The sequence below is a fragment of the Streptomyces sp. WAC00040 genome, assembly GCF_056835925.1.
In genome coordinates, this window is sequence record NZ_JAKQZE010000006.1 from 255,396 (window position 1) to 280,255 (window position 24,860).

Annotated in this window: 24 protein-coding genes; 9 read left to right on the forward strand and 15 right to left on the reverse strand. The window is 70.5% G+C overall.

From position 1 onward, the window contains the following. Window positions 1–4 precede the first annotated feature (4 nt). Together MDN94_RS38565 and MDN94_RS38570 are read left to right on the forward strand one after the other, a co-directional pair. Window positions 5–853, forward strand: coding sequence for a deoxyribonuclease IV (locus MDN94_RS38565; RefSeq protein WP_482730418.1), 849 nt, complete (start codon window positions 5–7; stop codon window positions 851–853). A gap of 78 nt (window positions 854–931) precedes the next feature. Then, complete coding sequence (locus MDN94_RS38570; RefSeq protein WP_482730419.1) at window positions 932–1,468, forward strand: DUF4396 domain-containing protein; 537 nt, start codon at window positions 932–934, stop codon at window positions 1,466–1,468. A gap of 32 nt (window positions 1,469–1,500) precedes the next feature. Here MDN94_RS38570 and MDN94_RS38575 read toward each other — a convergent pair whose 3' ends face one another. After that, complete coding sequence (locus MDN94_RS38575) at window positions 1,501–2,133, reverse strand: sulfite oxidase-like oxidoreductase (protein ID WP_482730420.1); 633 nt, start codon at window positions 2,131–2,133, stop codon at window positions 1,501–1,503. A gap of 154 nt (window positions 2,134–2,287) precedes the next feature. On the opposite strand from MDN94_RS38575, the gene bfr reads away from it, so the two are divergent. Next, entirely contained in the window at window positions 2,288–2,767 is a 480-nt protein-coding gene (bfr, locus tag MDN94_RS38580; protein ID WP_482730421.1) for a bacterioferritin, read from the forward strand. A 36-nt stretch (window positions 2,768–2,803) separates the two neighbouring features. On the opposite strand, the gene MDN94_RS38585 is transcribed toward bfr, so the two are convergent. Both MDN94_RS38585 and MDN94_RS38590 read right to left on the reverse strand, forming a co-directional pair. Next, window positions 2,804–3,070 carry a (2Fe-2S)-binding protein gene (locus tag MDN94_RS38585; RefSeq protein ID WP_482730422.1) on the reverse strand — a complete coding sequence of 89 codons (267 nt, stop codon included), beginning with the start codon at window positions 3,068–3,070 and terminating at the stop codon, window positions 2,804–2,806. Between the two features lie 145 nt (window positions 3,071–3,215). Next, window positions 3,216–4,562 (reverse strand): class II 3-deoxy-7-phosphoheptulonate synthase, encoded by a 1,347-nt coding sequence (locus tag MDN94_RS38590; protein ID WP_078535526.1) that lies wholly within the window; start codon window positions 4,560–4,562, stop codon window positions 3,216–3,218. 166 nt (window positions 4,563–4,728) lie between these two features. Here MDN94_RS38590 and MDN94_RS38595 point away from each other — a divergent pair, with 166 nt between their 5' ends. The 3 genes from MDN94_RS38595 to MDN94_RS38605 all read left to right on the forward strand — a co-directional run bounded on the left by MDN94_RS38595 (window position 4,729) and on the right by MDN94_RS38605 (window position 9,633). Continuing rightward, window positions 4,729–7,515 (forward strand): N-acetylmuramoyl-L-alanine amidase, encoded by a 2,787-nt coding sequence (locus MDN94_RS38595; protein ID WP_482730423.1) that lies wholly within the window; start codon window positions 4,729–4,731, stop codon window positions 7,513–7,515. Window positions 7,516–7,610: 95 nt separating this feature from the next. Continuing rightward, window positions 7,611–7,673, forward strand: a complete 63-nt coding sequence (locus tag MDN94_RS38600) for a trp operon leader peptide (RefSeq protein ID WP_159695253.1) — start codon at window positions 7,611–7,613, stop codon at window positions 7,671–7,673. 94 nt (window positions 7,674–7,767) lie between these two features. Next, the gene (locus MDN94_RS38605; RefSeq protein WP_482730424.1) at window positions 7,768–9,633 is read left to right on the forward strand and encodes an anthranilate synthase family protein; all 1,866 of its coding nucleotides are present in this window, start codon (window positions 7,768–7,770) and stop codon (window positions 9,631–9,633) included. Window positions 9,634–9,645: 12 nt separating this feature from the next. On the opposite strand, the gene MDN94_RS38610 is transcribed toward MDN94_RS38605, so the two are convergent. The 5 genes from MDN94_RS38610 to MDN94_RS38630 all read right to left on the reverse strand — a co-directional run bounded on the left by MDN94_RS38610 (window position 9,646) and on the right by MDN94_RS38630 (window position 14,576). Continuing rightward, a complete protein-coding gene (locus MDN94_RS38610) occupies window positions 9,646–10,653 on the reverse strand; it encodes a 2-hydroxyacid dehydrogenase (RefSeq protein WP_482730425.1) in 1,008 nt (335 codons plus the stop codon). 77 nt (window positions 10,654–10,730) lie between these two features. Continuing rightward, a complete protein-coding gene (locus tag MDN94_RS38615) occupies window positions 10,731–11,759 on the reverse strand; it encodes a 6-phosphofructokinase (RefSeq protein ID WP_482730426.1) in 1,029 nt (342 codons plus the stop codon). 159 nt (window positions 11,760–11,918) lie between these two features. Next, a complete protein-coding gene (locus tag MDN94_RS38620; protein ID WP_482730427.1) occupies window positions 11,919–12,593 on the reverse strand; it encodes a response regulator in 675 nt (224 codons plus the stop codon). Continuing rightward, on the reverse strand, window positions 12,590–13,798 hold the full coding sequence (gene macS, locus MDN94_RS38625) for a MacS family sensor histidine kinase (protein ID WP_482730428.1): 1,209 nt from the start codon (window positions 13,796–13,798) through the stop codon (window positions 12,590–12,592). The genes MDN94_RS38620 and macS overlap by 4 nt, the downstream gene beginning before the upstream one ends. Before the next feature lie 31 nt (window positions 13,799–13,829). After that, window positions 13,830–14,576, reverse strand: a complete 747-nt coding sequence (locus tag MDN94_RS38630; protein ID WP_482730498.1) for a lysophospholipid acyltransferase family protein — start codon at window positions 14,574–14,576, stop codon at window positions 13,830–13,832. 203 nt (window positions 14,577–14,779) lie between these two features. Here MDN94_RS38630 and MDN94_RS38635 point away from each other — a divergent pair, with 203 nt between their 5' ends. Next, window positions 14,780–15,586, forward strand: a complete 807-nt coding sequence (locus MDN94_RS38635; protein WP_482730429.1) for an alpha/beta hydrolase — start codon at window positions 14,780–14,782, stop codon at window positions 15,584–15,586. Further along, window positions 15,471–16,133 carry a hypothetical protein gene (locus MDN94_RS38640; protein WP_482730430.1) on the forward strand — a complete coding sequence of 221 codons (663 nt, stop codon included), beginning with the start codon at window positions 15,471–15,473 and terminating at the stop codon, window positions 16,131–16,133. Before MDN94_RS38635 ends, MDN94_RS38640 begins: the two co-directional genes overlap by 116 nt. A gap of 310 nt (window positions 16,134–16,443) precedes the next feature. Here MDN94_RS38640 and MDN94_RS38645 read toward each other — a convergent pair whose 3' ends face one another. From MDN94_RS38645 to MDN94_RS38670, 6 genes are all read right to left on the reverse strand, one after another. Then, the gene (locus MDN94_RS38645) at window positions 16,444–17,187 is read right to left on the reverse strand and encodes an endonuclease/exonuclease/phosphatase family protein (RefSeq protein WP_482730431.1); all 744 of its coding nucleotides are present in this window, start codon (window positions 17,185–17,187) and stop codon (window positions 16,444–16,446) included. A gap of 107 nt (window positions 17,188–17,294) precedes the next feature. Beyond that, window positions 17,295–18,236: an ROK family glucokinase gene (locus MDN94_RS38650; protein WP_441264265.1), complete on the reverse strand. Its 942-nt coding sequence runs from the start codon at window positions 18,234–18,236 to the stop codon at window positions 17,295–17,297. A gap of 65 nt (window positions 18,237–18,301) precedes the next feature. Further along, on the reverse strand, window positions 18,302–18,745 hold the full coding sequence (locus MDN94_RS38655) for a DUF5304 domain-containing protein (protein WP_482730432.1): 444 nt from the start codon (window positions 18,743–18,745) through the stop codon (window positions 18,302–18,304). Window positions 18,746–18,813: 68 nt separating this feature from the next. After that, window positions 18,814–20,073 carry an ArsA family ATPase gene (locus MDN94_RS38660; protein ID WP_482730433.1) on the reverse strand — a complete coding sequence of 420 codons (1,260 nt, stop codon included), beginning with the start codon at window positions 20,071–20,073 and terminating at the stop codon, window positions 18,814–18,816. Further along, a complete protein-coding gene (locus MDN94_RS38665) occupies window positions 20,073–20,522 on the reverse strand; it encodes an SRPBCC family protein (protein WP_482730434.1) in 450 nt (149 codons plus the stop codon). The genes MDN94_RS38660 and MDN94_RS38665 overlap by 1 nt, the downstream gene beginning before the upstream one ends. Before the next feature lie 91 nt (window positions 20,523–20,613). Further along, window positions 20,614–21,381, reverse strand: a complete 768-nt coding sequence (locus MDN94_RS38670) for a metallophosphoesterase family protein (RefSeq protein WP_482730499.1) — start codon at window positions 21,379–21,381, stop codon at window positions 20,614–20,616. A 292-nt stretch (window positions 21,382–21,673) separates the two neighbouring features. Here MDN94_RS38670 and MDN94_RS38675 point away from each other — a divergent pair, with 292 nt between their 5' ends. Next, window positions 21,674–23,470 carry an AMP-dependent synthetase/ligase gene (locus MDN94_RS38675; protein WP_482730435.1) on the forward strand — a complete coding sequence of 599 codons (1,797 nt, stop codon included), beginning with the start codon at window positions 21,674–21,676 and terminating at the stop codon, window positions 23,468–23,470. Between the two features lie 185 nt (window positions 23,471–23,655). On the opposite strand, the gene MDN94_RS38680 is transcribed toward MDN94_RS38675, so the two are convergent. Continuing rightward, window positions 23,656–24,798, reverse strand: a complete 1,143-nt coding sequence (locus MDN94_RS38680; protein WP_482730436.1) for a glycosyltransferase family 4 protein — start codon at window positions 24,796–24,798, stop codon at window positions 23,656–23,658. Window positions 24,799–24,860: the final 62 nt, after the last annotated feature.

A 24,860-nucleotide genomic window follows, 5' to 3' on the forward strand; every position in this document is an offset into this window, starting at 1 on the left:
TCTCATGCGCAACCCTGTCGGCGGCCATGTTCCCGTGGCCGGCGGCCTCGCCACGACCGGGCTCGTCTACGCGAGGGAGCTGGAGGCGGAGACCGTGCAGGTCTTCGTGGCCAATCCCCGGGGCTGGGCGACGCCGAAGGGGAATCCGGCCCAGGACGAGAAGTTCCGGGCCGAGTGCGCGGCCGAGGGCATCTCGGCCTGGGTGCACGCCCCCTATCTGATCAATTTCGGCTCCCACACCGAAGCCACCGTCGAGCAGTCGGTCCTCTCGTTGAGGCACTCGCTGCGCCGGGCCCGGGAGATCGGCGCCCGGGGCGTGGTGGTGCACACCGGTTCGGCGACGGGAGGCCGCGCCCGTGAGGTGGCGCTGGCCCAGGTGCGGGAGCGGATGCTGCCGCTGCTGGACGAGCTGACGCATGACGACGATCCGTCTCTGCTTCTGGAGTCGACGGCCGGCCAGGGCTCCTCGCTCTGCTCCCGCACCTGGGACTTCGGTCCCTACTTCGAGGCGCTCGAAGCGCACCCGAAGCTGGGCGTGTGCCTGGACACCTGCCACATCTTCGCGGCCGGGCACGACCTGGCGGCTCCCGACGGGATGGCGCGGACCCTGGATCTGCTGGTGGAGACGGTGGGTCAGGGCCGGCTGAAGCTGATCCACGCGAATGACTCGAAGGACGTCGCCGGGGCACACAAGGACCGTCACGAGAACATCGGCTCGGGCCACATCGGCGAGGAACCCTTCCGTGCGTTGATGGCGCATCCCGCCACCGAGGGCGTGCCCCTGATCATCGAGACGCCCGGCGGCAAGGAAGGACATGCCGCGGACGTGGCCCGGCTGAAAAAACTTCGCTGAGACCCTGCGGAATACCCCTGGGGGGTATACGGTTCCTACCTGTCGGCAGGAACCGCTACCGCGCATTGGGGGCACGCCATGCAGCACGAGACGCACGTGGACCACTCGGAGCACTCGGAGCACTCGGAGCACTCGGAGCAGGGGCACCACGACCACCACGCCCACGCACAGGGCCCGGGGAAGGCGAGCTGGGCCATGGCAGCCAAGGCCACCCTGCACTGCCTCACCGGCTGCGCCATCGGTGAGGTTCTCGGCATGATCATCGGTACCGCGCTGGGCTGGGGCAACGCCCCCACGATGATCCTCGCCATCGCGCTGGCCTTCTTCTTCGGCTACTCGCTGACACTGTGGGCGGTCCTGCGGGCCGGCCTGAGCCTGAAGGCGGCGATCGGCGTGGCCCTCGCCGCGGACACCATCTCCATCACGGTCATGGAGATCGTCGACAACGGCGTGCTGCTCCTCGTCCCGGGCGCGATGGACGCCCACCTGGCCGACTTCCTCTTCTGGGGCGCGCTCGCGTTCGCGTTCCTCGTCGCGTTCGTGGTCACCACTCCGGTCAACAAGTGGATGATCGGCCGCGGCAAGGGTCACGCGGTGGTCCACCAGTACCACTGACTTCCCGCACGGCGGACCTCACGGCCCGGGGCTCAAAGCTCCGGGCCGTCCCCCGGTTCCTCCTGATAGGAGTACCGCTGCTCCCGCCAGGGATCGCCGAGGTTGTGATAGCCCCGCTCCTCCCAGAAGCCACGGCGGTCGACCGTCATGTACTCCACGCCCCGGACCCACTTGGGCCCCTTCCAGGCGTACAGATGGGGGACCACCAGACGCAGCGGGAAGCCGTGCTCCGCCGTCAGCAGCTCGCCGTCCTTGTGAGTGGCGAAGATCGTGCGTTCCGCGACGAAGTCGGAGAGGCGGAGATTGGCACTGAAGCCGTACTCCGCCCAGACCATCACATGACTGACGGAGGGCGCCGGCGGGGCGAGTTCCACGATCGTACGAGCGGGCACGCCGCCCCATTCGGCCCCCAGCATGCTGAACTTCGTCACGCAGTGCAGATCGCCGACCACGCTCGAGTAGGGCAGCGCCGAGAACTCCTCGTGGTTCCAGCAGTGCTTCTCACCGTCGGCGGTGGCGCCGAAGACCCTGAATTCCCAGCGGTCCGGCTTGAACTTGGGTACAGGTCCGTAGTGGGTGACGGGCCAGCCTCGCTGGAGTCGCTGCCCCGGCGGAAGCTCGGACTCCTCTGGTGCGCGGTATTCCCGGCTCTCCGGCTGACCCATGCCTTCAATGGTGACAGACCGGGAGGGGTGGTCATGACCAGGTCTGGGCCGATTCGGGCAACTCCTACTAAGCGTGCACTTACTGGACGCTCCCGTGCCGCGGTGCGAGGATGCGCGAACCTGCCCAGACATACGCGCGGAAGGAGCCTCTGCGATGCAGGGCGACCCCGAGGTCCTCGAGTTCCTCAACGAGCAGCTGACTGCCGAGCTGACCGCGATCAACCAGTACTTCCTGCACGCGAAGATGCAGGAGAACTTCGGCTGGACGAAGCTCGCCAAATACACCCGTGCCGAGTCCTTCGACGAGATGAAGCACGCGGAGGTGCTCACCGACCGGATCCTCTTCCTCGACGGCCTGCCGAACTACCAGCGGCTGTTCCATGTGCGCGTCGGGCAGACGGTCACCGAGATGTTCCAGGCGGACCGGCAGGTCGAGGTGGAGGCGATCGACCGCCTCAAGCGCGGTATCGACGTCATGCGCGCGAAGGGTGACATCACCTCGGCGAACATCTTCGAGTCGATCCTCGCCGACGAGGAGCACCACATCGACTACCTCGACACCCAGCTCGAGCTCGTCGACAAACTCGGTGAGGCGCTGTACATCGCCCAGCTGATCGAGCAGCCGGAGTCCTAGGCGACGGACGGGGCGGGCCGGGCGGTTCGCCGGACGCTACGCGGCTTCGCCGAGCGCGGGCGCCGTGCCTGCGTCCGGCTCCGCGGCCAGGACGGAAGCGCCGTCGCCCTGCTCCTGCAGCTCGCGGCGGGGGCAGGCGCCACGACCCAGGATCCCCTGGATGCGCCGCACGCACGAACCGCAGTCGGTGCCGGCCTTGGAGACGGACGCTATCTGCCGGGGGGTGCAGGCACCGGCATCCGCATGCTCCTTGACCTGCTTCTCCGTGATGCCGAAGCACGAGCAGACGTACACGCCGTTCACCTCCCGGGATCGAATGGTTGTCGCCGTCCCGTTGATCGGTGAGGCTAACCTAACCTTACCCGCAGCCCCCGGCGGGTAAAAGCCCCGAATATGCCGGTGGGGCGTGGATCACATCGATCCACGCCCCACCGGCACATCTCCTCGGCTACTGGTCGCGGTACATCTCCGCGACAAGGAACGCCAGGTCCAGGGACTGGCTGCGGTTCAGCCGGGGGTCGCAGGCCGTCTCGTAGCGCTGGTGCAGGTCGTCGACGAAGATCTCGTCGCCGCCGCCCACGCACTCGGTGACGTCGTCACCCGTGAGCTCGACGTGAATGCCGCCGGGGTGGGTGCCGAGCGCCTTGTGGACCTCGAAGAAGCCCTTGACCTCGTCGAGCACGTCGTCGAAGCGCCGGGTCTTGTGGCCGGACGCCGCCTCGAAGGTGTTGCCGTGCATCGGGTCGGTCACCCAGGCCACGGTCGCGCCGGAGGCGGTGACCTTCTCGACCAGCTCGGGGAGCTTGTCGCGGACCTTGTCGGCGCCCATACGGACGATGAAGGTCAGCCGGCCCGGCTCACGGTCGGGGTCGAGACGGTCGATGTAGGTCAGCGCCTCGTCCACCGTGGTCGTCGGCCCCAGCTTGATGCCGATGGGGTTGCGGATCCTGGAGGCGAACTCGATGTGCGCCCCGTCCAGCTGGCGGGTGCGCTCACCGATCCAGACCATGTGGCCCGAGGTGTTGTACAGCCGGCCGGTGCGGGAGTCGGTCCGGGTCAGGGCCGACTCGTAGTCCAGCAGCAGAGCCTCGTGGGACGAGAAGAACTCGACCGTGCGGAACTCGGCCGGGTCGGTGCCGCAGGCCTTCATGAAGTTCAGCGCGTTGTCGATCTCGCGGGCGAGCTGCTCGTAGCGCTGGCCGGAGGGGGACGACTTCACGAAGTCCTGGTTCCAGGCGTGCACCTGGCGCAGGTCCGCATAACCGCCGGTGGTGAAGGCGCGCACGAGGTTGAGCGTCGAGGCGGAGGCGTTGTACATCCGCTTGAGGCGCTCGGGGTCCGGGATGCGGGCCTCTTCGGTGAAGTCGAAGCCGTTGACGGAGTCGCCGCGGTAGGTCGGCAGGGTCACGCCGTCGCGGGTCTCTGTCGGCTTGGAGCGCGGCTTCGAGTACTGGCCGGCGATACGGCCGACCTTCACCACGGGCACGGACGCTGCGTAGGTGAGGACCGCGCCCATCTGGAGCAGGGTCTTCAGCTTGTTCCGGATGTGGTCGGCGGAGACGGCGTCGAAGGCCTCGGCGCAGTCGCCGCCCTGGAGCAGGAACGCCTCGCCCTTGGCGACGGCTCCCATCCGGGCGCGCAGCTGGTCGCACTCGCCCGCGAAAACGAGCGGCGGATACGACTCGAGGTCCGCGATCACATCGCGCAGAGCCTCGGCATCGGGGTACTCGGGCTGCTGCGCCGCGGGCAGGTTTCGCCAGGTGTTGCCACCGGTAGCGGTGGTCTTAGCGTTCACGGTCACAGGCACAACCCTACGGCTTCCCGCCACCTGTCCGGCCGGGTGACCAGCGACTGAGACGCGCGCCCGAAATGTCCCTCGGGAACGTCCACCCTGTCGCGGAGTGTTACCCTGCGGCGCGTTTTCGAAACGGATCACAACACAAGACGGACCAGGGGTGGGCGTGAGCCAGGGGCACCGCAGAGATCGAACGAAGAAACGGCTCTTCTACGGGGTGGCGGCAGCAGTCGTCGCCACCGCCACGATAGGGACGGTCGCGGTGGCATCACCCGACCTCGTCGGTCTCGGCAGCGACGACGGCAGCCGGAACGAGTCGCTCCAGAGCCAGTTCGCCGAGGCGGCGCGCGAGTTCGACGTACCCCAGAGCGTACTGATGGCGGTCTCGTACCGGCAGACGCGCTGGGAGTCGCACGACGGCGAGCCGAGCGTCACCGGCGCGTACAACGTGATGGGCCTGACGGACGTCGACCCGGAGGACATCGAGACGGAGGAAGCCGGCGAGGAGGCCATCGCCCACTTCAACGGCAGCGGCAAGCGGGAGATCGAGAAGTCCTTCGATCCTGCCAAGGTCCGTCAGATCCTGGCCGAGGCGACCGTCGACACCGACGATCCCCGCCTCCACACCGTGGACAAGGCCGCCGAGCTGATCGACAGCTCCCCCGAGGCGGTCCAGAACGACACCTTCGAGTCCATCCGGGCCGGCGCGGCTCTGCTCGCGGAGTACCAGAAGGAGGCCGGTGCGGAGCTGTCCGACAACCCTGGCGCCTGGTACCCGGCCGTGGCGCGCTACAGCCAGTCGCCGGAGAAGAAGGGCGCCGACCTCTTCGCCAAGCGGGTCTTCGAGTCGATCAAGACGGGTGAGCAGGAGCTCACCCTGGACGGCGAGCAGGTCTCCCTGCCGGCCGACCCGTCGGTCCGGCCGGTCAAGCCGGCGAACGTCCCGCTGGCGGTGAGCTACGCCTCCACCACGGCGGTGCCGACGCCCGAATGCCCCACCGGCCTGAACTGCAACTTCGTGCCGTCGCGCACGTCGAGCACGGGCAAGCGCAACTACACGCTCGCCGACCGCCCGAACCAGGGCGTGGACATCCGCCAGATCGTCATCCACGACACCGAGGGCGGCTACGACGGCTCGCTCGCGGCGCTCACGAACCCGGACGTCCCGGGCAGCGCGCACTATCTGATCCGCGCCTCGGACGGTCTGGTCACCCAGATGATCGAGAACAAGCACCTGGCGTGGCACGCGGGCAACTGGACCCACAACATGCATTCGATCGGCGTGGAGCACGAGGGCTACGCGATCAAGGAAGGCAAGTGGTACACCGAGTCCCAGTACCAGTCCTCCGCCGACCTGGTGAAGTTCCTGGCCACCAAGTACAACGTGCCGCTGGACCGCGAGCACATCATCGGCCATGACGAGGTGGCGCTCCAGACGGACGCCGGCATGGCCAGGCTCCACTGGGACGCGGGCCCGTACTGGGACTGGAACCACTACATGGGCCTGATGGGCGCCCCGCAGGGCGACCAGGGCGCGGGCGGTCCGCTCGCGGCCGGCCAGGTGGTCCGTGTCGTTCCCCCGTTCACCACGGCGAACCAGCCGAAGCTCACCGTCGGTGGCAACGCCGTCACCCCCCGCCCGTCCAACTTCGGCTACCTCTACACGTCGCCCTCGACGAGCGCGTCGACGCTGACCGACCCGTATTTCACGTCCCTCTGGTCCGAGGGCTCGAACTACGGGAACAAGGTCCGTGCCGGTGGCAGCTACGTCGTCGCCGAGGCCAGGACCGACTGGACGGCAATCTGGTACGCGGGCAAGAAGGCCTGGTTCCACAACCCGGGCGGCCAGTACACCGTCCCGGTGGCCAACGCCACGAGCGTCAAGGTGAAGGCCGGTGCGACCTCGGCCAAGGTCTACGGGCGCTCCTTCCCGGAGACCGCCGCCTACACCGCCGCGGGCCTGGAGGCGCCCGGCGACGAGAACGCCCACCTGACGAAGTTCACCTTCGCCTCCGGCCAGGCCTACACGAAGGCCGGACCCGCGGTGAAGGGGGACGACTGGTTCGGCTCCGCGCAGAAGAACGTCATAGGCGACACGCTCTACGTGCCGATCCGCTTCCACCACAAGATCACCTGGGTGAAGGCGGACGATGTCGTGGAGGCCACTCCCACCGCGCCGGACGCCGGCACCACCCGGTTCAACGTGCTCGCGCGTGACGCCGGCGGCTCGCTGTACCAGTACCAGGGCACCGGCACCGCCACGACGCCGTTCTACAGCCGCTACCGCATCGGCGGCGGCTGGCAGGGCTACAACCTGCTCACCGACCTGGGTCCGCTGCGTGCGGACGCTCAGGTGGGCGACATGGTGGCCCGTGACGGCTCCGGCGTGCTGTGGCACTACGTGGCGAGCGGCAACAAGGACCAGCCGTTCAAGCCCCGTCTGAAGGTGGGTGCGGGCTGGAACATGTACAACATGATCTTCAGCACCGGCGACATGGACGGCGACGGCAAGGGCGACGCCATCGGCCGGGAGGCTTCCGGCGTCATCTGGTTCTACCGCGGCACCGGCGTCCCCGGCGCGCCCTTCGCCCCCCGGGTGAAGGTCGGCTTCGGATGGCAGATCTACAACACCATCCTCGGCCCGGGCGACCTGGACGCGGACGGCAAGGCCGACCTGGTGGGCCGTGACGGCTCCGGCGTGCTGTGGTTCTACAAGGGCACGGGCAGCGCCACCGCGCCGTATGCCCCGCGTGTCAAGGTCGGCGCCGGCTGGAACATGTTCAACGCCCTCGTCACCACCGGCGACCTCGACCGAGACGGCACCGCGGACATGGTCGCCCGCGAGCCCTCCGGCGCGCTGTGGTTCTACAAGGGCACGGGCAGCGCCACCGCACCGTTCGCGTCCCGTACGTCCATCGGTCCCGGCTGGCAGATCTACAACACGCTGATCTGATCGCACCGAACCGGCACTCCGCCCGCGGCGCCTCGGCCCGTCCTCATCGTGGGACGGGCCCCGGCACCGCGGGCGGATGCGTTATCGTCGGCGTCATGTTCGCGCAGCAGATCCAGAACTGGTGGTGGACCGCACTCCGGCGGCCCACTGCTTCCTGATCGCGCGCAGCACCGATCGCGAAGGCCGCCCGAGGGGCGGCCTTCACTGTTTCCCGACAGCGGCCGTTCCTCCCTCCTGGAAGGAACACCCCGCATGCTCATCGGACGACTGCTCGACGACGACTGCCCCCCGTTCGCCCTGCTGCACCGCCGTACGCCGGGCCGCGACCACGACACCGTCGAGGTGCTGATCGGTGACGTCCACGAGGCCGCGCGTCTGGCCGACATCCCGGTGGGCGGGCAGCCCGCCCTGGCGCTCGTGCCCTTCCGCCAGATCGCGGAACGCGGCTTCGACGTGACCGACGACGGCACGCCCCTCGCGGTCCTCGTCGCCCGCGAGAGCCATGAACTCGCCCTCGGGCAGGTCCTGGAGGAGCTGCCCCGGCACGACGTGCGCGTCGAGGGGGGCACGTTCGACGTCGGCGACGAGGAGTACGCGGACATCGTGCGGCGGGTCGTCGAGGAAGAGATCGGGCAGGGCGAAGGCGCCAACTTCGTGATCCGGCGCACATTCACCGGTCGGATCGACGGTTTCGGCCGGGCCGACGCGCTCGCCCTCTTCCGACGCCTGCTGACCGGCGAACGCGGCGCGTACTGGACCTTCGTGGTCCACACCCGCGACCGCACGCTGGTCGGGGCGAGCCCCGAGGTGCACGTGCGGATGACCGGCGGCACGGTGGTGATGAACCCGATCAGCGGGACCTTCCGGTACCCGCCCGGGGGGCCGACCTCCGAGGCGCTGCTCGCCTTCCTGGACGACCGCAAGGAGCGCGAGGAGCTCTCCATGGTGGTCGACGAGGAGCTGAAGATGATGTGCACGGTCGGCGACATGGGCGGGGTGGTGGTGGGGCCCCGGCTGAAGGAGATGGCTCATCTCGCGCACACCGAGTACGAATTGCGGGGACGCTCGTCCCTCGACGTGCGCGAGGTGCTGAAGGAGACGATGTTCGCCGCCACGGTCACGGGGTCACCCCTGCAGAACGCCTGCCGGGTCATCTCTCGCCACGAGGTGGGCGGCCGCGGCTACTACGCGGGCGCGCTGGCACTGATCGGCGTGGACGCCTTCGGCGGGCAGACGCTCGACTCGCCCATCCTGATCCGTACCGCCGACATCGACGCCACGGGCACCTTGCGGGTGCCGGTCGGGGCGACGCTCGTGCGGCACTCCGACCCGGCCGGCGAGGTCGCGGAGACACACGCCAAGGCGGCGGGTGTGCTCGCCGCGCTGGGAGTGCGGCCGGGGCGGTCCGGCGCCGGGGGCCCGGCGCCGCGGCTGGCGGACGATCCGCGCGTGCGGGCGGCGCTGGACTCCCGCCGTGCCGACCTGGCCCCCTTCTGGCTCCGGATGCAGGAGCAGTCCGCGAGACTCTCCGGGCACGCCCTCGTCATCGACGGGGAGGACACCTTCACCGCCATGCTGGCGCATCTGCTGCGCTCGACCGGGCTGGCGGTGACCGTGGTGCGCTACGATGCGCCGGGCCTGCGGGAACGTGCCCTCACCCACCCGGGGCCCGTGGTGCTGGGACCGGGCCCCGGCGATCCGGCCGACGCGTCCGATCCGAAGATGCGCTTCCTGCGGGCCCTCGCCGCCGACCTGCTGAAGTTGCACCGCCACGGTCTGCTGGGCGTGTGCCTCGGCCACGAGGTGCTGGCCGCGGAGCTGGGTCTGGAGATCGTCCGCAAGGAAGAGCCGTACCAGGGGGCGCAGGAGCGGATCGACTTCTTCGGCCGCCCGGAGACTGTCGGCTTCTACAACAGCTTCACCGCGCGCTGCGACGAGGTCACCGCGGCCGAGCTCGCCATGCACCGGATCGAGCTCAGCCGGGACGAGGTGACGGGAGACGTGCACGCGCTGCGCGGCGGCGGCTTCGCGTCCGTGCAGTTCCATCCGGAGTCGGTGCTGACCATGAACGGCGCGGCACTGACGGCGTCACTGCTGGCGGGCGTGCTGGTCGGCTGAGGGGCACGGCGCTCAGGAGGCGGGCGCGGCGGGGACGAGCACGTTCTCGCTGCGCCGGCCCTCGAGGTGGTCCCTGATGTTCGACGCGGTGGTGTCCACGATCTGGGCGACCGCGTCCGCGGTGTAGTACGCCTGGTGGGAGGTGACCAGGACGTTGGGGAACGTCATCAGGCGGGCGAGGGTGTCGTCGTCGACCGCCTCCATGGACCTGTCGAGGAAGAACAGCCCGGCCTCCGCCTCGTACACATCGAGGCCGACCCCCGAGAAGCGGCCCTTGCGCAGTTCCCCGACGAGGGCTTCGCTGTCGATCAGGCCGCCGCGGCTGGAGTTCACCAGGATCGCGTCGTCCTTCATGGCGCGCAGTTCCTGGGCGCCGATCAGATGCCGGGTGGCGGGCAGCAGCGGTACGTGGAGGGTGACCAGGTCCGCGGCGGCGAGCAGTTCGTCCTTGTCCACGTACTCCATGCCCAGGTCGACGCAGACGGGGTTGGGCGCGACATCGAGGCCGAGCAGCCGCATGCCGAAGCCGTTGGCGATCCGGGTGAACGCCTCTCCGATCTTGCCGGTGCCGATCACGCCGGCGGTGCGGCCGCACATGTCCCGGCCCATCAGGCCGTCGAGGCGGAAGTCGAAGTCGCGGGTGCGGTTGGCGGCGCGGACGATACGCCGGTTGACCGCCATGGCCAGTGTCCAGGCGAACTCGGCGACGGAGTACGGCGAGTAGTACGCAACCCTGGCGACGGTGAGCCCGAGCTGTCCCGCCACATCGAGGTCGATGTTGTTGAAGCCGGTGGAACGCTGGGCGATCATCCTCGTGCCGCCGTCGGCGAGGGTCCGCAGCACCTCGGCATCCAACTGGGCGTTGACGCTGGTGGAGATGACCTCGTGACCGGCGGCGATGGCGGCGGTGTCCGCGTCGAGGAACAGGTCCAGGCACCGGACGCCCTCGTGGAGATCCGCGAAGGCCTTCTCGATGAGCGGCTTCTCGTCGGCCTGGACACCATAGGCGAGGATTTTCACGTTCTCTCCCGGTTCACGAACTGTGGGCCGGATACCCGCGAATATTCGTATGCGCGAATATACGGCCCACCGCCACGTCAGCCGAAGAAGACGCCGACCTCCTCGTAGAGCTTCGGGTCGACCGTCTTGAGCTTGGCGGTCGCCTCCGCGATCGGCACCCGCACGATGTCGGTGCCCTGGAGTGCGACCATCTTGCCGAAGTCCCCGTCGCGCACGGCGTCGACGGCGTGCAGTCCGAAGCGTGTGGCGAGCCAGCGGTCGAAGGCGCTCGGGGTGCCGCCGCGCTGGACGTGCCCGAGGACCGTGGTGCGGGCCTCCTTGGCCGTACGGCTCTCGATCTCCTTGGCCAGCCACTCGCCGACACCGGAGAGGCGGACATGGCCGAAGGAGTCGAGCGTGCCGTCCTTGAGGACCGCCTCGCCGTCCTTGGGCATCGCGCCCTCGGCGATCACCACGATCGGCGCGTAGCTGGCCTTGAAGCGGGAGGCGACCCAGGCGCAGACCTGGTCGACGTCGAAACGCTGCTCGGGGATGAGGATGACGTTGGCGCCGCCCGCGAGACCGGAGTGGAGGGCGATCCAGCCCGCGTGACGCCCCATCACCTCGACGACAAGCACTCGCATATGGGATTCGGCGGTGGTGTGCAGCCGGTCGATCGCCTCTGTGGCGATACCGACGGCCGTGTCGAAGCCGAAGGTGTAGTCGGTGGCGGACAGGTCGTTGTCGATGGTCTTGGGTACGCCGACACAGCTGATGCCGTACTCGTCGCAGAGCCGCGCCGCGACGCCGAGGGTGTCCTCGCCGCCGATGGTGACGAGGGCGTCCACCTCCTGCTTGGCGAGGTTCTCCTTGATCCGGCGGATGCCGTTCGCTTCCTTCAGCGGATTGGTACGGGAAGAGCCGAGGATCGTGCCGCCGCGGGGGAGGATGCCGCGGACGGCCGGGATGTCGAGCGGGACGGTGTCGCCTTCCAGCGGTCCGCGCCAGCCGTCGCGGTAACCGACGAACTCGTAGCCGTACTCCTGCACACCCTTGCGGACGAGGCCGCGGATGACCGCGTTGAGGCCGGGGCAGTCGCCGCCCCCGGTCAGTACTCCGACGCGCATGGAAACTTCCCTTCGCCAGATGAGCCCTGTGACCGTCACGCTAATGGTGACGTAGGTCACTCAGGGATGAGGCGAATGGTCGATTCCTGTGCGTGGCGCGGTCGTTGACCGTCCGCCATTCACTCGTACGGGTACAACTCGAACCGGCCGGCCGCGCGGTCAGACGTCGTCCAGGCCGCGCTCGATCGCGTACCGCACCAGCTCGACGCGGTTGTGCAACTGAAGCTTGCCCAGGGTGTTCTGCACATGGTTCTGGACGGTGCGATGGGAGATGACCAGCCGCTCCGCGATCTGTTTGTACGACAAGCCCTTGGCGACCAGCCGCAGTACCTCGGTCTCCCGGTCCGTCAGCTGCGGGGCCTTCGGCTCGTCCGCGCCGGCCGGCGGAACGGGCTCCGAGGCGAGCCGGCGGTACTCGCCGAGCACCAGGCCCGCGAGACCCGGTGTGAAGACGGGATCGCCCACAGCGGTGCGGCGCACCGCGTCCGTCAGCTCCTGCGTGCTGGCCGACTTCAGCAGATAGCCGGTGGCGCCCGACTTCACCGCCTCCAGGACGTCCGCGTGCTCGCCGCTGGCCGACAGCACCAGGACACGCAGGCCCGGCAGCGCCGCGACCAACTCCTTGCACACCTGCACGCCCGGCATCTCGGGCAGATTGAGGTCGAGCACGAGAACGTCGGGCGCGGCGGCCTTGGCCCGGCGCACGGCCTGCGCACCGTCGCCCGCCGTGGCGACCACGTCGAACCCGGCCTCGGTGAGGTCTCGTGCCACCGCGTCCCGCCACATCGGGTGGTCGTCGACCACCATCACCTTGAGCGTCCGCTGATCCGTCATTTCGCTGCCTTCCCCCGTGGGATCCTGAGCTCTACTTCCGTGCCCTGGCCGGGCACCGACAGCAGCTCGGCCGTACCGCCGAGATCCCGCAGCCGCCCGCGGATGGACTGGGCGACTCCGAGCCGCCCCTCCCCCTCCGCCTGCGCGAGCCGGCCCTCCGCGATGCCCGGGCCGTCGTCCCTGACCGTCACGATCACCTCGTCGGGCCAGTCCTCGACCAGGATCCATGCCTGGGCGTCCTGGCCCGCGTGCCTGTTCACATTGTCCAGTGCGGCCCCGACCGCCGCGGCCAGCTCACGGGCCGCCGGAGCGTCCATGAGGACGGGGGCGCCCGGCTCCGACAGCGTCACCTTCGCACCGGCGTGCGGGGCGAGCAGCGTCCGCAGGTCGCACGGCCGCGCGGGCCCGTCGTCGTCCGGTACCTCCACGATCCGTACGACCGCGCCCTCGGACTCGTCCTCCGACACCCGGGTCGCCGGGACCAGACCCCCGGCGACCAGGCTGCGCAGCGCGACCTCCTGCTCGCCGGCCATCCTGCCCAGCTCCGCCGCCTCGCCGCCCAGCGCCGTGCCCTGCCGCTGCACCATCGCCAGCACCTGAAGAACGCTGTCGTGGATGTCACGTGCCAGGCGCTCCCGCTCACGGGTCGCCGCCTCGATCTCCAGCGCCCGGGCGAGGGTGCGCTCGGAGGCGCGGGCCACCTCGACGACGTAGCCGATCGCTATGGAGGCCACCCACACCAGCAGGACGTTGTGGAAGGTGTCCCGGCTGGGCTCGCCCCGCTCGACGATGTTGGCGACGGCGACGAACGACGAGGCGAAACCGGCCCAGCGCCAGCCGCCCTTGATGGCGAAGGCGAGGACGGAGCCCGCCGTCCAGATCGAGGGCAGCGTGGGGCCGTCATGGGTCTGGGCGTGCACGTCGGCGAGCGGGGTGAGGAGTATGCCGGTCAGGGCGATGGTCAGGTCCGCGGCCAGAAAGCCCCTGGTGCAGCGCGCCGCGTTCGCGACCTTGGGGAGGGTGGCAAGCGTCCAGACGGCCAGGACCGCGAGGAAACCGGCCGCCACCAGCGGGCGCTCGAAGTTCTGCCGGGTGAAGACGAAGAGCAGCACCGCGTAGACCATGGTCAGCACGCGGTAGGCGGTCAGGGCACGCCACAGCGGCAGCTCGACCGACATCCGCACGACACGCTCGCGCTTGGCCATCTCCCCCACCCCCGTAGCTGTGCCGCGCCGCTCAGGCGGCGGGCCGCTGCGCCTTCTTGGCCCTCTCGGCCTTCTCCGCCTCGGCCCGGGCCGCCTTCTCCGCCTTCTCCGCGTCGGCGATCCGGCGCTTCGCGGCCGTCGCGTAGATGTCGACGTACTCCTGGCCGGACAGCTTCATGATCTCGTACATGACCTCGTCGGTCACCGAACGCAGGATGAAGCGGTCGCCCTCCATGCCGTGGTAGCGGCTGAAGTCCAGCGGCTTCCCGATCCGGATACCCGGGCGCATCAGCTTCGGGACCACCTTGCCGGGCGGCTGGATCTTCTCGGTGTCGATCATTGCGACGGGGATCACCGGCGCGCCGGTGGCCAGCGCCACACGGGCGAGGCCGCCCGGCTTGCCGCGGTAGAGGCGGCCGTCCGGGGAGCGGGTGCCCTCCGGATAGATGCCGAACAGACCGCCGGACTCGATCACGTCGATGCCGGCCTTGATCGCGGCCTCGCCCGCTCCGCGGGCACCCGAACGGTCCACCGGCAGCTGCCCGACGCCCTTGAAGAAGGCGGCCGTCAGCCTGCCCTTCACGCCCGGCGAGGTGAAGTACTCCGCCTTGGCGATGAAGGTGACCTTGCGGTCGAGCACCGCGGGGAGGAAGAACGAGTCGGAGAACGACAGATGGTTGCTGGCGAGGATCGCGGGGCCCTCGGCCGGAACGTTCTCCAGACCCTCCACCCAGGGCCTGAACGCAAGCTTCAGCGAACCCCCGATGGAGAACTTCATGGCGCCGTAGATCAACTCGAATGCCTCCTGTTGCTTTCGAACAGACCTTAACCCGAGGGTCGGCCCCCGTCCGCCGCACCCGGTCCACCGCCGCCGTGCTCAGGTGTCGGAACGGCCCTGGTCGGTGTCGGTCCGGTCGCGTACCGTGAAGTACACCCTCGACCCTCCCGTACGCCCGCGTACCTCACGAACAGGAGACCCCGGTGCCGGTCTTTCCTGGAGCCGAGCCCTACCGCCACGACGGCGGCGAGGTCGGCGTCCTTCTCTGTCACGGATTCACCGGCTCTCCGCAGTCGCTGCGGCCCTGGGCCGAGTATCTGGCGGAGCGGGGCCTCACGGTGTCCCTGCCGCTGCTGCCCGGTCACGGCACACGCTGGCAGGACATGCAGGTCACCGGCTGGCAGGACTGGTACGCGGAGGTGGACAGGGAACTGCGCTCGCTGCTCGAGCGCTGTCGGCACGTGTTCGTCTTCGGCCTCTCCATGGGCGGTGCCCTGACGCTGCGGCTCGCCGCCAAGCACGGGGACGCCGTCCGGGGCGTCGTCGTCGTCAACCCGGCGAACAAGGTCCACGGCGCGATGGCGTCGCTGCTGCCCGTGGTGCGTCATCTGGTGCCGTCCACGAAGGGGCTGACCAGCGACATCGCCAAGCAGGGCGTGGAGGAGCTTGGGTACGACCGGGTGCCGCTGCACGCCGCGCATTCGGTGCGGCAGTTCTTCCGTATCGTCGACGGGGAGCTTCCGCAGGTCACGCAGCCGATGCTGCTGCTGCACAGCCCCGAGGACCATGTGGTGCCGGCCGCCGACTCGGCCCGGATCCTCAGCCGTGTCTCCTCCACGGACGTCACGGAGATCCTGCTGGAACAGAGCTACCACGTCGCGACGTTGGACCACGATGCGGAGCGGATCTTCGAGGAGAGTTACGAGTTCATCGGCCGGCTCGCTCCGAGCGCGGGGACCACGGCGTCTCCCGCGCCGGAAGCCTTGGGAGGGAGCACAACCGGTGGCTGACCAGCACGACGCGGACCGTGAGCCGCAGCCGATCGACGAGGACGCGGCCTGGGCGGCCATCGTCGCCGGATACGGCGAGGAGCCCGCCGACCCGCCGGGCGCGAAGCCGTTCAAGTCGGTGGAGGACCTGGCGCTCCGGGAGAGCGACATGAACGACACGCCGGATCCCGAGCCCGCGGGCCGTGCCGACGACGACAAGCCTGCGCTGGGCAGCTCGGTCACCTTCGCGCCGGGCGTCGGCGGGCCGCGCGACTACCAGGTCTCTGAGCCGTCCGACGGCGATTTCGACGACAGCGACGAGGGCCACTTCGTCCCGCCCGAGCCCCCGCCGCTGCCGGAGGCCGACGCGACGTCGAAGTTCGCGTGGCTGGCGGTGATCGGCGGACCGGTGCTGATGCTGGTCGCGGTGGTCCTGCGGTGGGACATGACGTGGTGGCTGACGACGCTGTGCGTCGGCGGCTTCCTGGGCGGCTTCGCGACGCTGGTCGCGCGGATGTCGCACGACGACGACGAGAACGACGACCCGGGGCGGGGAGCGGTGGTCTGACCACGGCCCGGCCGCTTCGCGGGGCGTGTTCCCCGCCCCTTCCCGAACCGGGCTCCGCCCGGACCCGGCACGGCGCTAAGCGCGGCGTTTCGGGTGCTCTTCCCCAGGACCCGGCGCCTCGAACGCCGGCGAGGCTGAAGTCGCCCTGCGAGTCCGTAGTGCCTCCACCTGGGGCACCCCCGCGGCCACCAGGCCGTAGGGGGACTTGTGGGCACCGTGCGAAGCGCGTACGGGCCCGGGGCCTGCCTGCCACGAGGTGGAGCCGCGCATCGGTGCAGCGGGAAGAGGCGGCGTGGGGAAACCGCGGGCGTCAGCCCGTCGCGGGGACGCGGAGGGCCGCAAGGACCGGGAGGTGGTCGGACGCCGCCCGCAGGTCCGCGGTGGGAAGATCCGGCACCCCGCACCCCAGCACCTCCACCCCCTCCGTCGCGAAGACCGCGTCGATCCGCTGGTGCGGCCCGGCCGCCGTGGACGTGAACTCACCGCCCCACGGGGCCACCGCCCAGCAGTCCTGGAGCTCCCCCGCCAGCCGGCAGAAGGCCCGGCCCCCGGGCCGTTCGTTGATGTCGCCCGCGACGATCGCGTGCGGCACGTCCATCGCCTTCAGCCGCTCCAGCAGCAGGCCCGCCTGGGCGAGGCGCTCGTCGGCCGCGAGGCTCAGATGGCAGCTGATCAGGCCCACCCGCGCGCCCGCGAAGCGGACGACTGCCGTGGCGAAGCCGCGCCGGTGGAGGCCGGGGGTGCGCGGCAGCAGGACATCCTCGGTGCGTTCCACCGTGGCCCGCAGCGAGCACAGCAGCAGAGGGCCCGCCGCCGTCGCACCGCCGGAGAGCATCACCAGGTCGGTCTTCGCGGCGAGCCGCGCCGCGTGCTTGCGCCAGCGGAAGAAGCGCGGGGCCTCCTGGACGAACACCAGGTCGGGTTCGCAGGCCCGGATCACCCGGGCCAGCGCCTCCTCGTCGTCGCGCATGGAGCGGATGTTGTAGCCGAGGACCCGGACCACGGCCGAACCGTCCGGCTCGGTGCGGGACTTGGGCAGTGCGGTGATCGCCATGGGAGCAACATACGACGGTGCCCGCCGCGCTTCCCGAAGGACGCGGCCCACAGGGCCGCGCCCTTCGGCGGGCGCGGCGGGCACCTGCCGGAGACGGATACGGCGGGTCAGCCCTGGCGTGCCAGGTCCGCCGCGCCCACGAGCCCAGCCTTGCCGCCCAGTTGCGCGGCGAGCACCTGGGCGTGCGGACGCCACTGGCCGCCGATCAGCCAGCGGCGGAAGGACTTGCGGATGGGGTCGAGCACGAGGTCACCCTCGTCGGACACACCGCCGCCGACGATGAACGCCGACGGGTCGAAGAGGGAGGCCAGGTCGGCGAGACCGGCTCCCGCCCAGCGCGCCAGCTCACGGAAGGAGTCGACAGCGACCGGGCAGCCCTGCCGTGCGGCTTCGCTGATGTGCTTGCCCTGGATGCCCGCGGCGGTGCCGTCGCCGAGGCCGAGCAGGATCGTCGCGTTCTCCGGGGTGGCGTTGGCGCGCTGCTTGGCGTAGCGGACGAGGGCCCGGCCGGAGGCGTACTGCTCCCAGCAGCCCTGGCTGCCGCAGCCGCAGAGGAGGCCGTCGGGCACGACCCGGATGTGCCCGAACTCGGCGGCGACGCCGAACCGTCCGCGGCGCAGCTTGTTGCCGATGATGATGCCGCCGCCGAGGCCGGTGCCGAGTGTGATGCAGATGACGTCCTCGTGGCCCTGGCCGGCGCCGAAGCGGTATTCGCCCCATGCGGCCGCGTTGGCGTCGTTCTCGACCACGACGGGAAGGCCGACGCGCTGTTCGACCTTGTCCTTGAGCGGCTCGTGACGCCAGTCGATGTTCGGCGCGAAGAGGACCGTGGCGCGCTTGTCGTCGACGTAACCGGCGGCTCCGATACCGACGGCCTCGATCTCGTGGCCCTGGCCGGCTCCTGCGACGGCAGCACAAATCGCGTCGACGATGCCTTCGGGAGTCGACGGGGTGGGCACGGTGTGCGTCTCGAGAATGGTGCCCTCTTCGTCGACCACGCCCGCCGCGATCTTCGTGCCGCCGATGTCGACGCCGATGGTGAGTCCCATGTGTCCCTCAGTATTCGGTCGAGCCCCGCTAAGGCCAACCGTACCCGAGGGCGGGCACGCCCTGGTCAGTCCAGGTCGATGTGCTCGCTGCTGCCGGGGCCTTCGTCGCGGGGGTCGTCGGCGTCCTTGGCGCTCCCGGAGCCCGCGGGACGCTGCGTCCAGCGGCTTTCCTGGCCCTCGACGGCGGACCGGTAGGCGGCGAGCAGTTCGCCGCCGGCGGCCGCGAGATGGTCGAAGACCTGCGGGTTTCGTTCGATGACCGGCTCGACGGCGGCCTTCGCCTGGGTCACGAACTGCTGGACGGCGCTCTGCGCGGCCATGCCGGGCAGGGACGACTGGAAGGAGGTGACCTTCTCCGCCACGACGTCGAAGAGCTTGCGCAGTTCTTCCGCGGCGGAACCGGGCTGCTGTCCGTACTCCGCCCGGCGCCGGGCACGCTCCCGCTGGAGGTCCTCCTCGCAGGCGGTGGCCCAGGCGTCGGCGTCGGGGCGCTCGGTCGCTTCGCTCATGACGTTCTCCTGGGGGCCGTTTCGAGGGGTTGTCTGCTCTCGACGGTACCCGAACGGTGGTACGGCGTTCAGCGTGTCCGCGGCCACAGTCCGGGGTCCGGCGTGAAGCGGACCGTGAGCATGCCGTCCGCGAGACCCGCGCCGGCGACGGTGCAGCGGCGCAGCGCCGAGGGCAGTGGGAGGATCCTGCGGAACGGCCCCGCCCCGATCAGGAGTTCATCCCCACGGCGGACGAGGGAGAGTTGCTCCTTGACGATGCCGGGCAGTTCCAGTTCCCACACGTAGAGGGCGTCCTGGCCGCCGGTGCCGGTCGCGGACGGCTCGGACCGGCCGATCCGGCCGACGCCCCCTCGGGGGCCTTCCCGGTCCGGCTCGCCGTCGACGGCGAGCCCCTCGCCCCGGTGTCCGTCGCCGCCGGCGGCGGTGCGGACGGCGCGGATGTCGAGCAGGGCGAGGTCCTCGAGGCCCTGCGGGTCGCGACCGATGTGGGGGACCTCGCATATGGCGGCGCCGGGCAGCCAGGCGCCGTACCACTCGTGCAGGCACTTCTCCTGCTGCGCGACGAGGGGGGCGAACCACGGGTCCGCCGATTCCCTCGGCAGGTTCCGGTTCGCCACGAGGGCGTCCACGGCCAGCCCGTGCAGGGCGAGTCCGGCGCGGGCCTCGAGCAGCACCGCGGCGGCGCGGGGACCCGGCTCCGCGACGACCCGCACGGTGGTGTTCACGGACTCGATCAGCGCCTGCACGCCCGCCAGCTCGGTGTCCCAGCGTTCGGCGGTCCCGTACAGCCATTGGGCAGGCATCGGCACTCCCGCGAGCTGGGCGAGCACGGGGCGCAGCGCGCGGGCGGCCTGGCGTTCCTGCGGGAGGAGGCGGCGCAGGTAGCGGCGCAGTTCCTCCGGCAGCGCGAGCAGCGCGATCGTCTCGTGCAGCGGCGGCATGTCGACGACGACCACGTCCCAGCCGCCGCGGGAGGCGACGGCGAGCGCACGCAGCAGGGCGAACTGCTCGCTGCCGGGCAGCCGGGTCAGCTCCTCGTCCTCGAGCCTGGCCGCGCCCAGCAGGTCCAGCGCGGCGGAGGCACGCTCCTGGAGGTGGAGGAACTCGGCGCGGAAGTCGGAGCCGGCGTCGATACGAGCGGCCCACAGGCCGTCGCGGACGCGCACCGGCTCTTCGGGGCGGGCGGTGACCTGTGCGCCGAGCACGTCGCCCGGCCCGGCGGACAGGAACAGCGCCCGCCTGCCGCGTGCGGCCTCGGCGAGCGCCGTGGCGGCGGCGACGGTGGTGCGGCCCGCGCCGCCGAGGCCGGTGACGAGGACCTTGCGCATCAGGCGCCGGCGCCGCTCTCGACGCGCTTCTTCAGACCGGCGAGGGCGCGGTCGATGATGACCTTCTCCGCCTTGCGCTTGATCATGCCGAGCATGGGGATCTTGACGTCGACGGTGAGCTGGTACGTGACCTCGGTACGGTCGCCGCCGCCGACCGGCGAGAGACGGTAGGAGCCGTCGATCGCGCGCAGCATCTGGGACTTCACCAGGGTCCAGCTGACCTCGTCGGCCCCGTGCCAGGTGTAGGCGAGGGTGTGGTCGTCCTTGATCGCGCCGGCGTCCAGCACCAGGCGGACCTGCTCGGCCCGTCCGTCGGCGTCGGTGGCGAGCACCTCCGCCTCCTTGACCTCGCCGGTCCACTCCGGATAGCGGGTGAAGTCGGCGATGACGCCCATGACCTCGGCCGGTGCCGCATCGATCGTGATGCTCGAGCTGGTGTGTTCCGCCATCTCTGCGGCTCCTCACAGTGCGGTACGGACCGGGCAGGTGTGTGGGGTGCAGGCTATCGCGACCGCACGGCCCTCCGGTGCGTGCCCCGGCTCACCAGGACAGGGACCAGGGACGGCCGCCGGCCGCGAAGTGACCGACGTTGACGCACTCGGTCGCGCCCACCCGCATGCGGCGGACGAGCGGCTGATGCACATGGCCGAAGAGCGCGTAACGGGGCCGGGTGCGTCGGAGGGCGTCCAGCAGGGCGCGGCTGCCGCGTTCGAAGCGGCGGGCGACGGTGTCGTACGTCAGCTCGGGGACGTCGGGCGGGATGTGCGAGCAGAGCACGTCGACCTCGCCGATCGCCTCCACCTTGGCGGCGTACTCCTCGTCGGAGATCTCGTACGGCGTGCGCATCGGGGTGCGCAGTCCGCCGCCGACGAAGCCGAACACCCGGCCGCCGATCTCGACCCGCTCGCCGTCGAGGACGGTCGTGCCGGGGCGGGCGTACTCGTGCCACAGGGCCGGGATGTCGACGTTGCCGTAGGTGGCGTACGTCGGGGTGGGAAAGGCGGCGAACAGCTCGGCGTACTGGCGCCGTACGGCCGCCTCGATGGCGGTCTCCCTGTCGACGCCGAGTTCCGCCCAGAGCCTGCGGCCGAGGTCCCGCGCCTCCTCGAAGCGCCGGGCGGTGCGCAGTTCCACGATCAGGTCGGCGTTCTCCACACCGAACAGTTCGGGAAAGATGCCGCGTGAATGGTCGGCGTAATCGAGGAAAAGCACCAGGTCACCGAGGCATACCAGGGCATCGGCACCGTCGCCCGCAATGGCGAGATCTTTGGCATTGCCGTGCACATCACTGACCACGTTGACTCGCATGCCTCGCATGGCGGTCACCCTAGAACCCGTCGAGAGCCCCTGGGTAGAGGGGGGCCTACCTGCGGTTACTTGGGTCCGGCACGCAGAGTGGAATACTCTGCGCGAAGTCCAGCCATCGATGTGTGACGCACAGAACATTGGCCGGGAACCCCTATCGGGAACCGTGTACTCGTGGGTAACGTCCGGGCAGTCCAGTCGTGCTCACCCCCACCGAGCACCCTGCCCGATCTTGGACCGCAGCCGGTGCATCACACAGAGCCGTGGCGCCGGCGCCCGATGAGGAGCAGCAGTCTTGCGCGAGTTCAGCCTTCCGGCCCTGTACGAGGTCCCTACGGACGGCAACCTGACGGATCTCATCCGCCGCAATGCCGCGCAGCACCCGGATGTGGCGGTGATGGGCCGCAAGGTCGGCGGCAGATGGACGGACGTCACCGCGACGCAGTTCCTCGCCGAGGTGCGGGCCGCCGCCAAAGGCCTGATCGCCGCCGGCATCCGGCCCGGCGACCGGGTCGGCCTGATTTCACGCACCCGCTACGAGTGGGTCCAGCTGGACTTCGCGATCTGGAGCGCCGGCGCGGTCACCGTGCCTGTCTACGAGACCAGTTCGGCGGAGCAGGTGCAGTGGATCCTCGGTGACTCCGGCGCCGCGGCCGTGATCGTCGAGGGTGACACGCACGCCGCCGCCGTGGAGTCCGTGCGCGAGTCGCTGCCGGACCTGCGGAACGTCTGGCAGATCGAGAAGGGCGCGGTCGACGAACTGACCGCCGCCGGCGCGGAGATCTCCGAGGCGACCGTCGACGAGCGCAGCGCCTCCGCCAAGGCCGACGACCCGGCGACCATCGTCTACACCTCCGGCACCACCGGACGCCCCAAGGGCTGCGTGCTCACCCACCGCGCCTTCTTCGCGGAGTGCGGCAACCTGGTCGAGCGCCTGAAGCCGCTGTTCCGTACGGGCGAGAGCTCCGTGCTGCTGTTCCTCCCCGCCGCGCACGTCTTCGGCCGCATGGTCGAGATCGCGGCCGTGATGGCGCCGATCAGGCTCGGCTGCGTCCCGGACATCAAGAACCTGACCGACGAACTGGCCTCCTTCCGGCCGACGCTGATCCTCGGTGTGCCCCGTGTCTTCGAGAAGGTCTACAACTCCGCGCGGGCCAAGGCCCAGGCGGACGGCAAGGGCAAGATCTTCGACAAGGCCGCGAACACGGCCATCGCCTACAGCCGCGCGCTGGGCGGGTCCGGCGGCGTGCCGGTCGGCCTGAAGCTCAAGCACAAGGTCTTCGACAAGCTCGTCTACAGCAAGCTCCGCGCCGTCCTCGGCGGCCGCGGCGAGTTCGCGGTCTCCGGCGGCGCGCCGCTGGGCGAGCGGCTCGGCCACTTCTTCCGCGGCATCGGCTTCACCGTGCTGGAGGGCTACGGCCTCACGGAGTCGTGCGCGGCGACAGCGTTCAACCCGTGGGACCGCCAGAAGATCGGCACGGTCGGCCAGCCGCTGCCCGGCTCCGTGGTGCGGATCGCGGACGACGGCGAGGTGCTGCTCCACGGCGAGCACGTCTTCTCCGGCTACTGGAACAACGAGACCGCGACGGCCGAGGCACTGGCCGACGGCTGGTTCCACACGGGCGACATCGGCACCCTCGACGAGGACGGCTACCTCGCGATCACGGGCCGCAAGAAGGAGATCCTGGTCACCGCCGGCGGCAAGAACGTCGCCCCCGCGGTGATCGAGGACCGCATCCGCGGGCACGCCCTCGTGGCCGAGTGCATGGTCGTCGGCGACGGCCGCCCGTTCGTCGGCGCGCTCGTCACCATCGACGAGGAGTTCCTCGGCCGCTGGTGCGCGGAACACGGCAAGCCGGCCGGCTCGACGGCGGCGTCCCTCCGCGACGACGAGGACCTGCGGGCGGAGATCCAGAAGGCCGTCGACGACGGCAACGCGGCTGTCTCCAAGGCGGAGTCGGTACGCAAGTTCCGAATCCTGCCGGCGCAGTTCACGGAGGAGGCGGGCCACATCACGCCGTCGCTCAAGCTGAAGCGGAACGTCGTGGCGAAGGACTTCGCGGACGAGATCGAATCGATCTACCGCGCCTGACGGTCGGTCGCGGGGGCTCCGCCCCCGCGCCTCGAACGCCGGACGGGCCGACTTGGTCGGCCCGTCCGGCGTTCGAGCACACCGGGCGAAGCGCGGTACCGGGTCCGGAGCCTGCCCCGGTTTCGGGAAGGGGCGGGGGAGGGCAGCAGGCCCGCCGCAGGCGCCCCGCACGACGAGCCGCCCCCTCAGAGCAGCGCCTTCAGCCGCTCCGCCAGCAGGTCCCAGCGCCACTTCTCCTCGACCCAGGCCCGCCCCCGCTCCCCCATCCGCTTCCGCAGCTCCGGGTCCTCAAGGAGGTGGACGATGCGCTCGGCCGACTCCTCCGCCGAGCCGCCGCGGACGACCCAGCCGGTCTCGCCGTCGAGCACGGCGTCCGGCGCGCCGCCCGAGTCGCCCGCCACGACGGGGAGACCGGTCGCCGACGCCTCCAGGTAGACGATCCCGAGTCCCTCGACGTCCAGACCTCCCCTGCGGGTCCGGCAGGGCATGGCGAAGACGTCGCCGGCGCCGTAGTGCGCGGGGAGTTCGGACCACGGCACGGCGCCGGTGAAGCGCACCGACCCCTCGACCCCGGTCTTTGCCGCGAGGCCCCGGAGTTCGTTCTCGTACGGGCCGCCGCCGACGATCAGCAGCACCGCGTCCGGCACCTTCGCGAGGATCGCGGGCATGGCACGGATCAGCGTGTCCTGCCCCTTGCGCGGCACGAGGCGTGAGACGCACACCACCACGGGCCGGTCGCTCAGGCCGAGCCGTTGCCGGACCAGGTCGCCGCCGGAGCCAGGGTGGAAGGTCTTCTCGTCGACGCCGGGCGGCAGCTGGACCATGCGGTCCGCGGCCTCGGGCGTCAGCGCCGCGGCGATGCGTGAGCGGGTGTACTCGCCGAGGTACGTGATCGTGTCCGTGCCCTCGCCGATGCGGCGCAGCAGCTGCCGGGACGCGGGCAGTTGCGCCCATCCCGCCTCGTGGCCGTGCGTGGTGGCCACCAGCCGGCGCGCGCCCGCGCGCCGGAGAGCCGGGGCCATCAGTCCGAGCGGGGCGGCAGCGCCGAACCACACGGACTCGCAGCCGTGTTCGCGCAGAAGCCGCGCGGCCGTGCGGGTGACCCGAGGGGTCGGCAGGAGCATCGTCGTACGGTCGCGTACGACCGTGAAGGGCTGCTCGGCGTCGAACGCCGCGGTCGCCTCTGCCCCTTCCCGGCCGCGCTTCCATGTGGAGGCGTAGACGACGAGTTGTCCGGGGTCCAGCCGTAGCGCCATGTTGTGCAGGAACGCCTGGATGCCGCCGGGCCTGGGCGGGAAGTCGTTGGTCACGATCAGGGTCTTGTGCATCGTCGCAGACAGTACCGAACGGCCCGGTCGCCCCGTTCGGGTACCGCCACGGCATGATGGCA

What these genes read in the sequence shown, in the direction of transcription:
- MDN94_RS38605 (WP_482730424.1), top strand. Translation starts at nt 7,768, where the DNA reads ATGCTCATCGGACGACTGCTCGACGACGACTGCCCCCCGTTCGCCCTG.
- MDN94_RS38660 (WP_482730433.1), bottom strand. Translation starts at nt 20,073, where the DNA reads ATGCGCAAGGTCCTCGTCACCGGCCTCGGCGGCGCGGGCCGCACCACC.
- MDN94_RS38645 (WP_482730431.1), bottom strand. Translation starts at nt 17,187, where the DNA reads ATGGCGATCACCGCACTGCCCAAGTCCCGCACCGAGCCGGACGGTTCG.
- bfr (WP_482730421.1), top strand. Translation starts at nt 2,288, where the DNA reads ATGCAGGGCGACCCCGAGGTCCTCGAGTTCCTCAACGAGCAGCTGACT.
- MDN94_RS38565 (WP_482730418.1), top strand. Translation starts at nt 5, where the DNA reads ATGCGCAACCCTGTCGGCGGCCATGTTCCCGTGGCCGGCGGCCTCGCC.
- MDN94_RS38670 (WP_482730499.1), bottom strand. Translation starts at nt 21,381, where the DNA reads ATGCGAGTCAACGTGGTCAGTGATGTGCACGGCAATGCCAAAGATCTC.
- MDN94_RS38665 (WP_482730434.1), bottom strand. Translation starts at nt 20,522, where the DNA reads ATGGCGGAACACACCAGCTCGAGCATCACGATCGATGCGGCACCGGCC.
- macS (WP_482730428.1), bottom strand. Translation starts at nt 13,798, where the DNA reads ATGGCCAAGCGCGAGCGTGTCGTGCGGATGTCGGTCGAGCTGCCGCTG.
- MDN94_RS38620 (WP_482730427.1), bottom strand. Translation starts at nt 12,593, where the DNA reads ATGACGGATCAGCGGACGCTCAAGGTGATGGTGGTCGACGACCACCCG.
- MDN94_RS38615 (WP_482730426.1), bottom strand. Translation starts at nt 11,759, where the DNA reads ATGCGCGTCGGAGTACTGACCGGGGGCGGCGACTGCCCCGGCCTCAAC.
- MDN94_RS38570 (WP_482730419.1), top strand. Translation starts at nt 932, where the DNA reads ATGCAGCACGAGACGCACGTGGACCACTCGGAGCACTCGGAGCACTCG.
- MDN94_RS38680 (WP_482730436.1), bottom strand. Translation starts at nt 24,798, where the DNA reads ATGCACAAGACCCTGATCGTGACCAACGACTTCCCGCCCAGGCCCGGC.
- MDN94_RS38650 (WP_441264265.1), bottom strand. Translation starts at nt 18,236, where the DNA reads ATGGGACTCACCATCGGCGTCGACATCGGCGGCACGAAGATCGCGGCG.
- MDN94_RS38640 (WP_482730430.1), top strand. Translation starts at nt 15,471, where the DNA reads ATGCGGAGCGGATCTTCGAGGAGAGTTACGAGTTCATCGGCCGGCTCG.
- MDN94_RS38575 (WP_482730420.1), bottom strand. Translation starts at nt 2,133, where the DNA reads ATGGGTCAGCCGGAGAGCCGGGAATACCGCGCACCAGAGGAGTCCGAG.
- MDN94_RS38630 (WP_482730498.1), bottom strand. Translation starts at nt 14,576, where the DNA reads ATGAAGTTCTCCATCGGGGGTTCGCTGAAGCTTGCGTTCAGGCCCTGG.
- MDN94_RS38655 (WP_482730432.1), bottom strand. Translation starts at nt 18,745, where the DNA reads ATGAGCGAAGCGACCGAGCGCCCCGACGCCGACGCCTGGGCCACCGCC.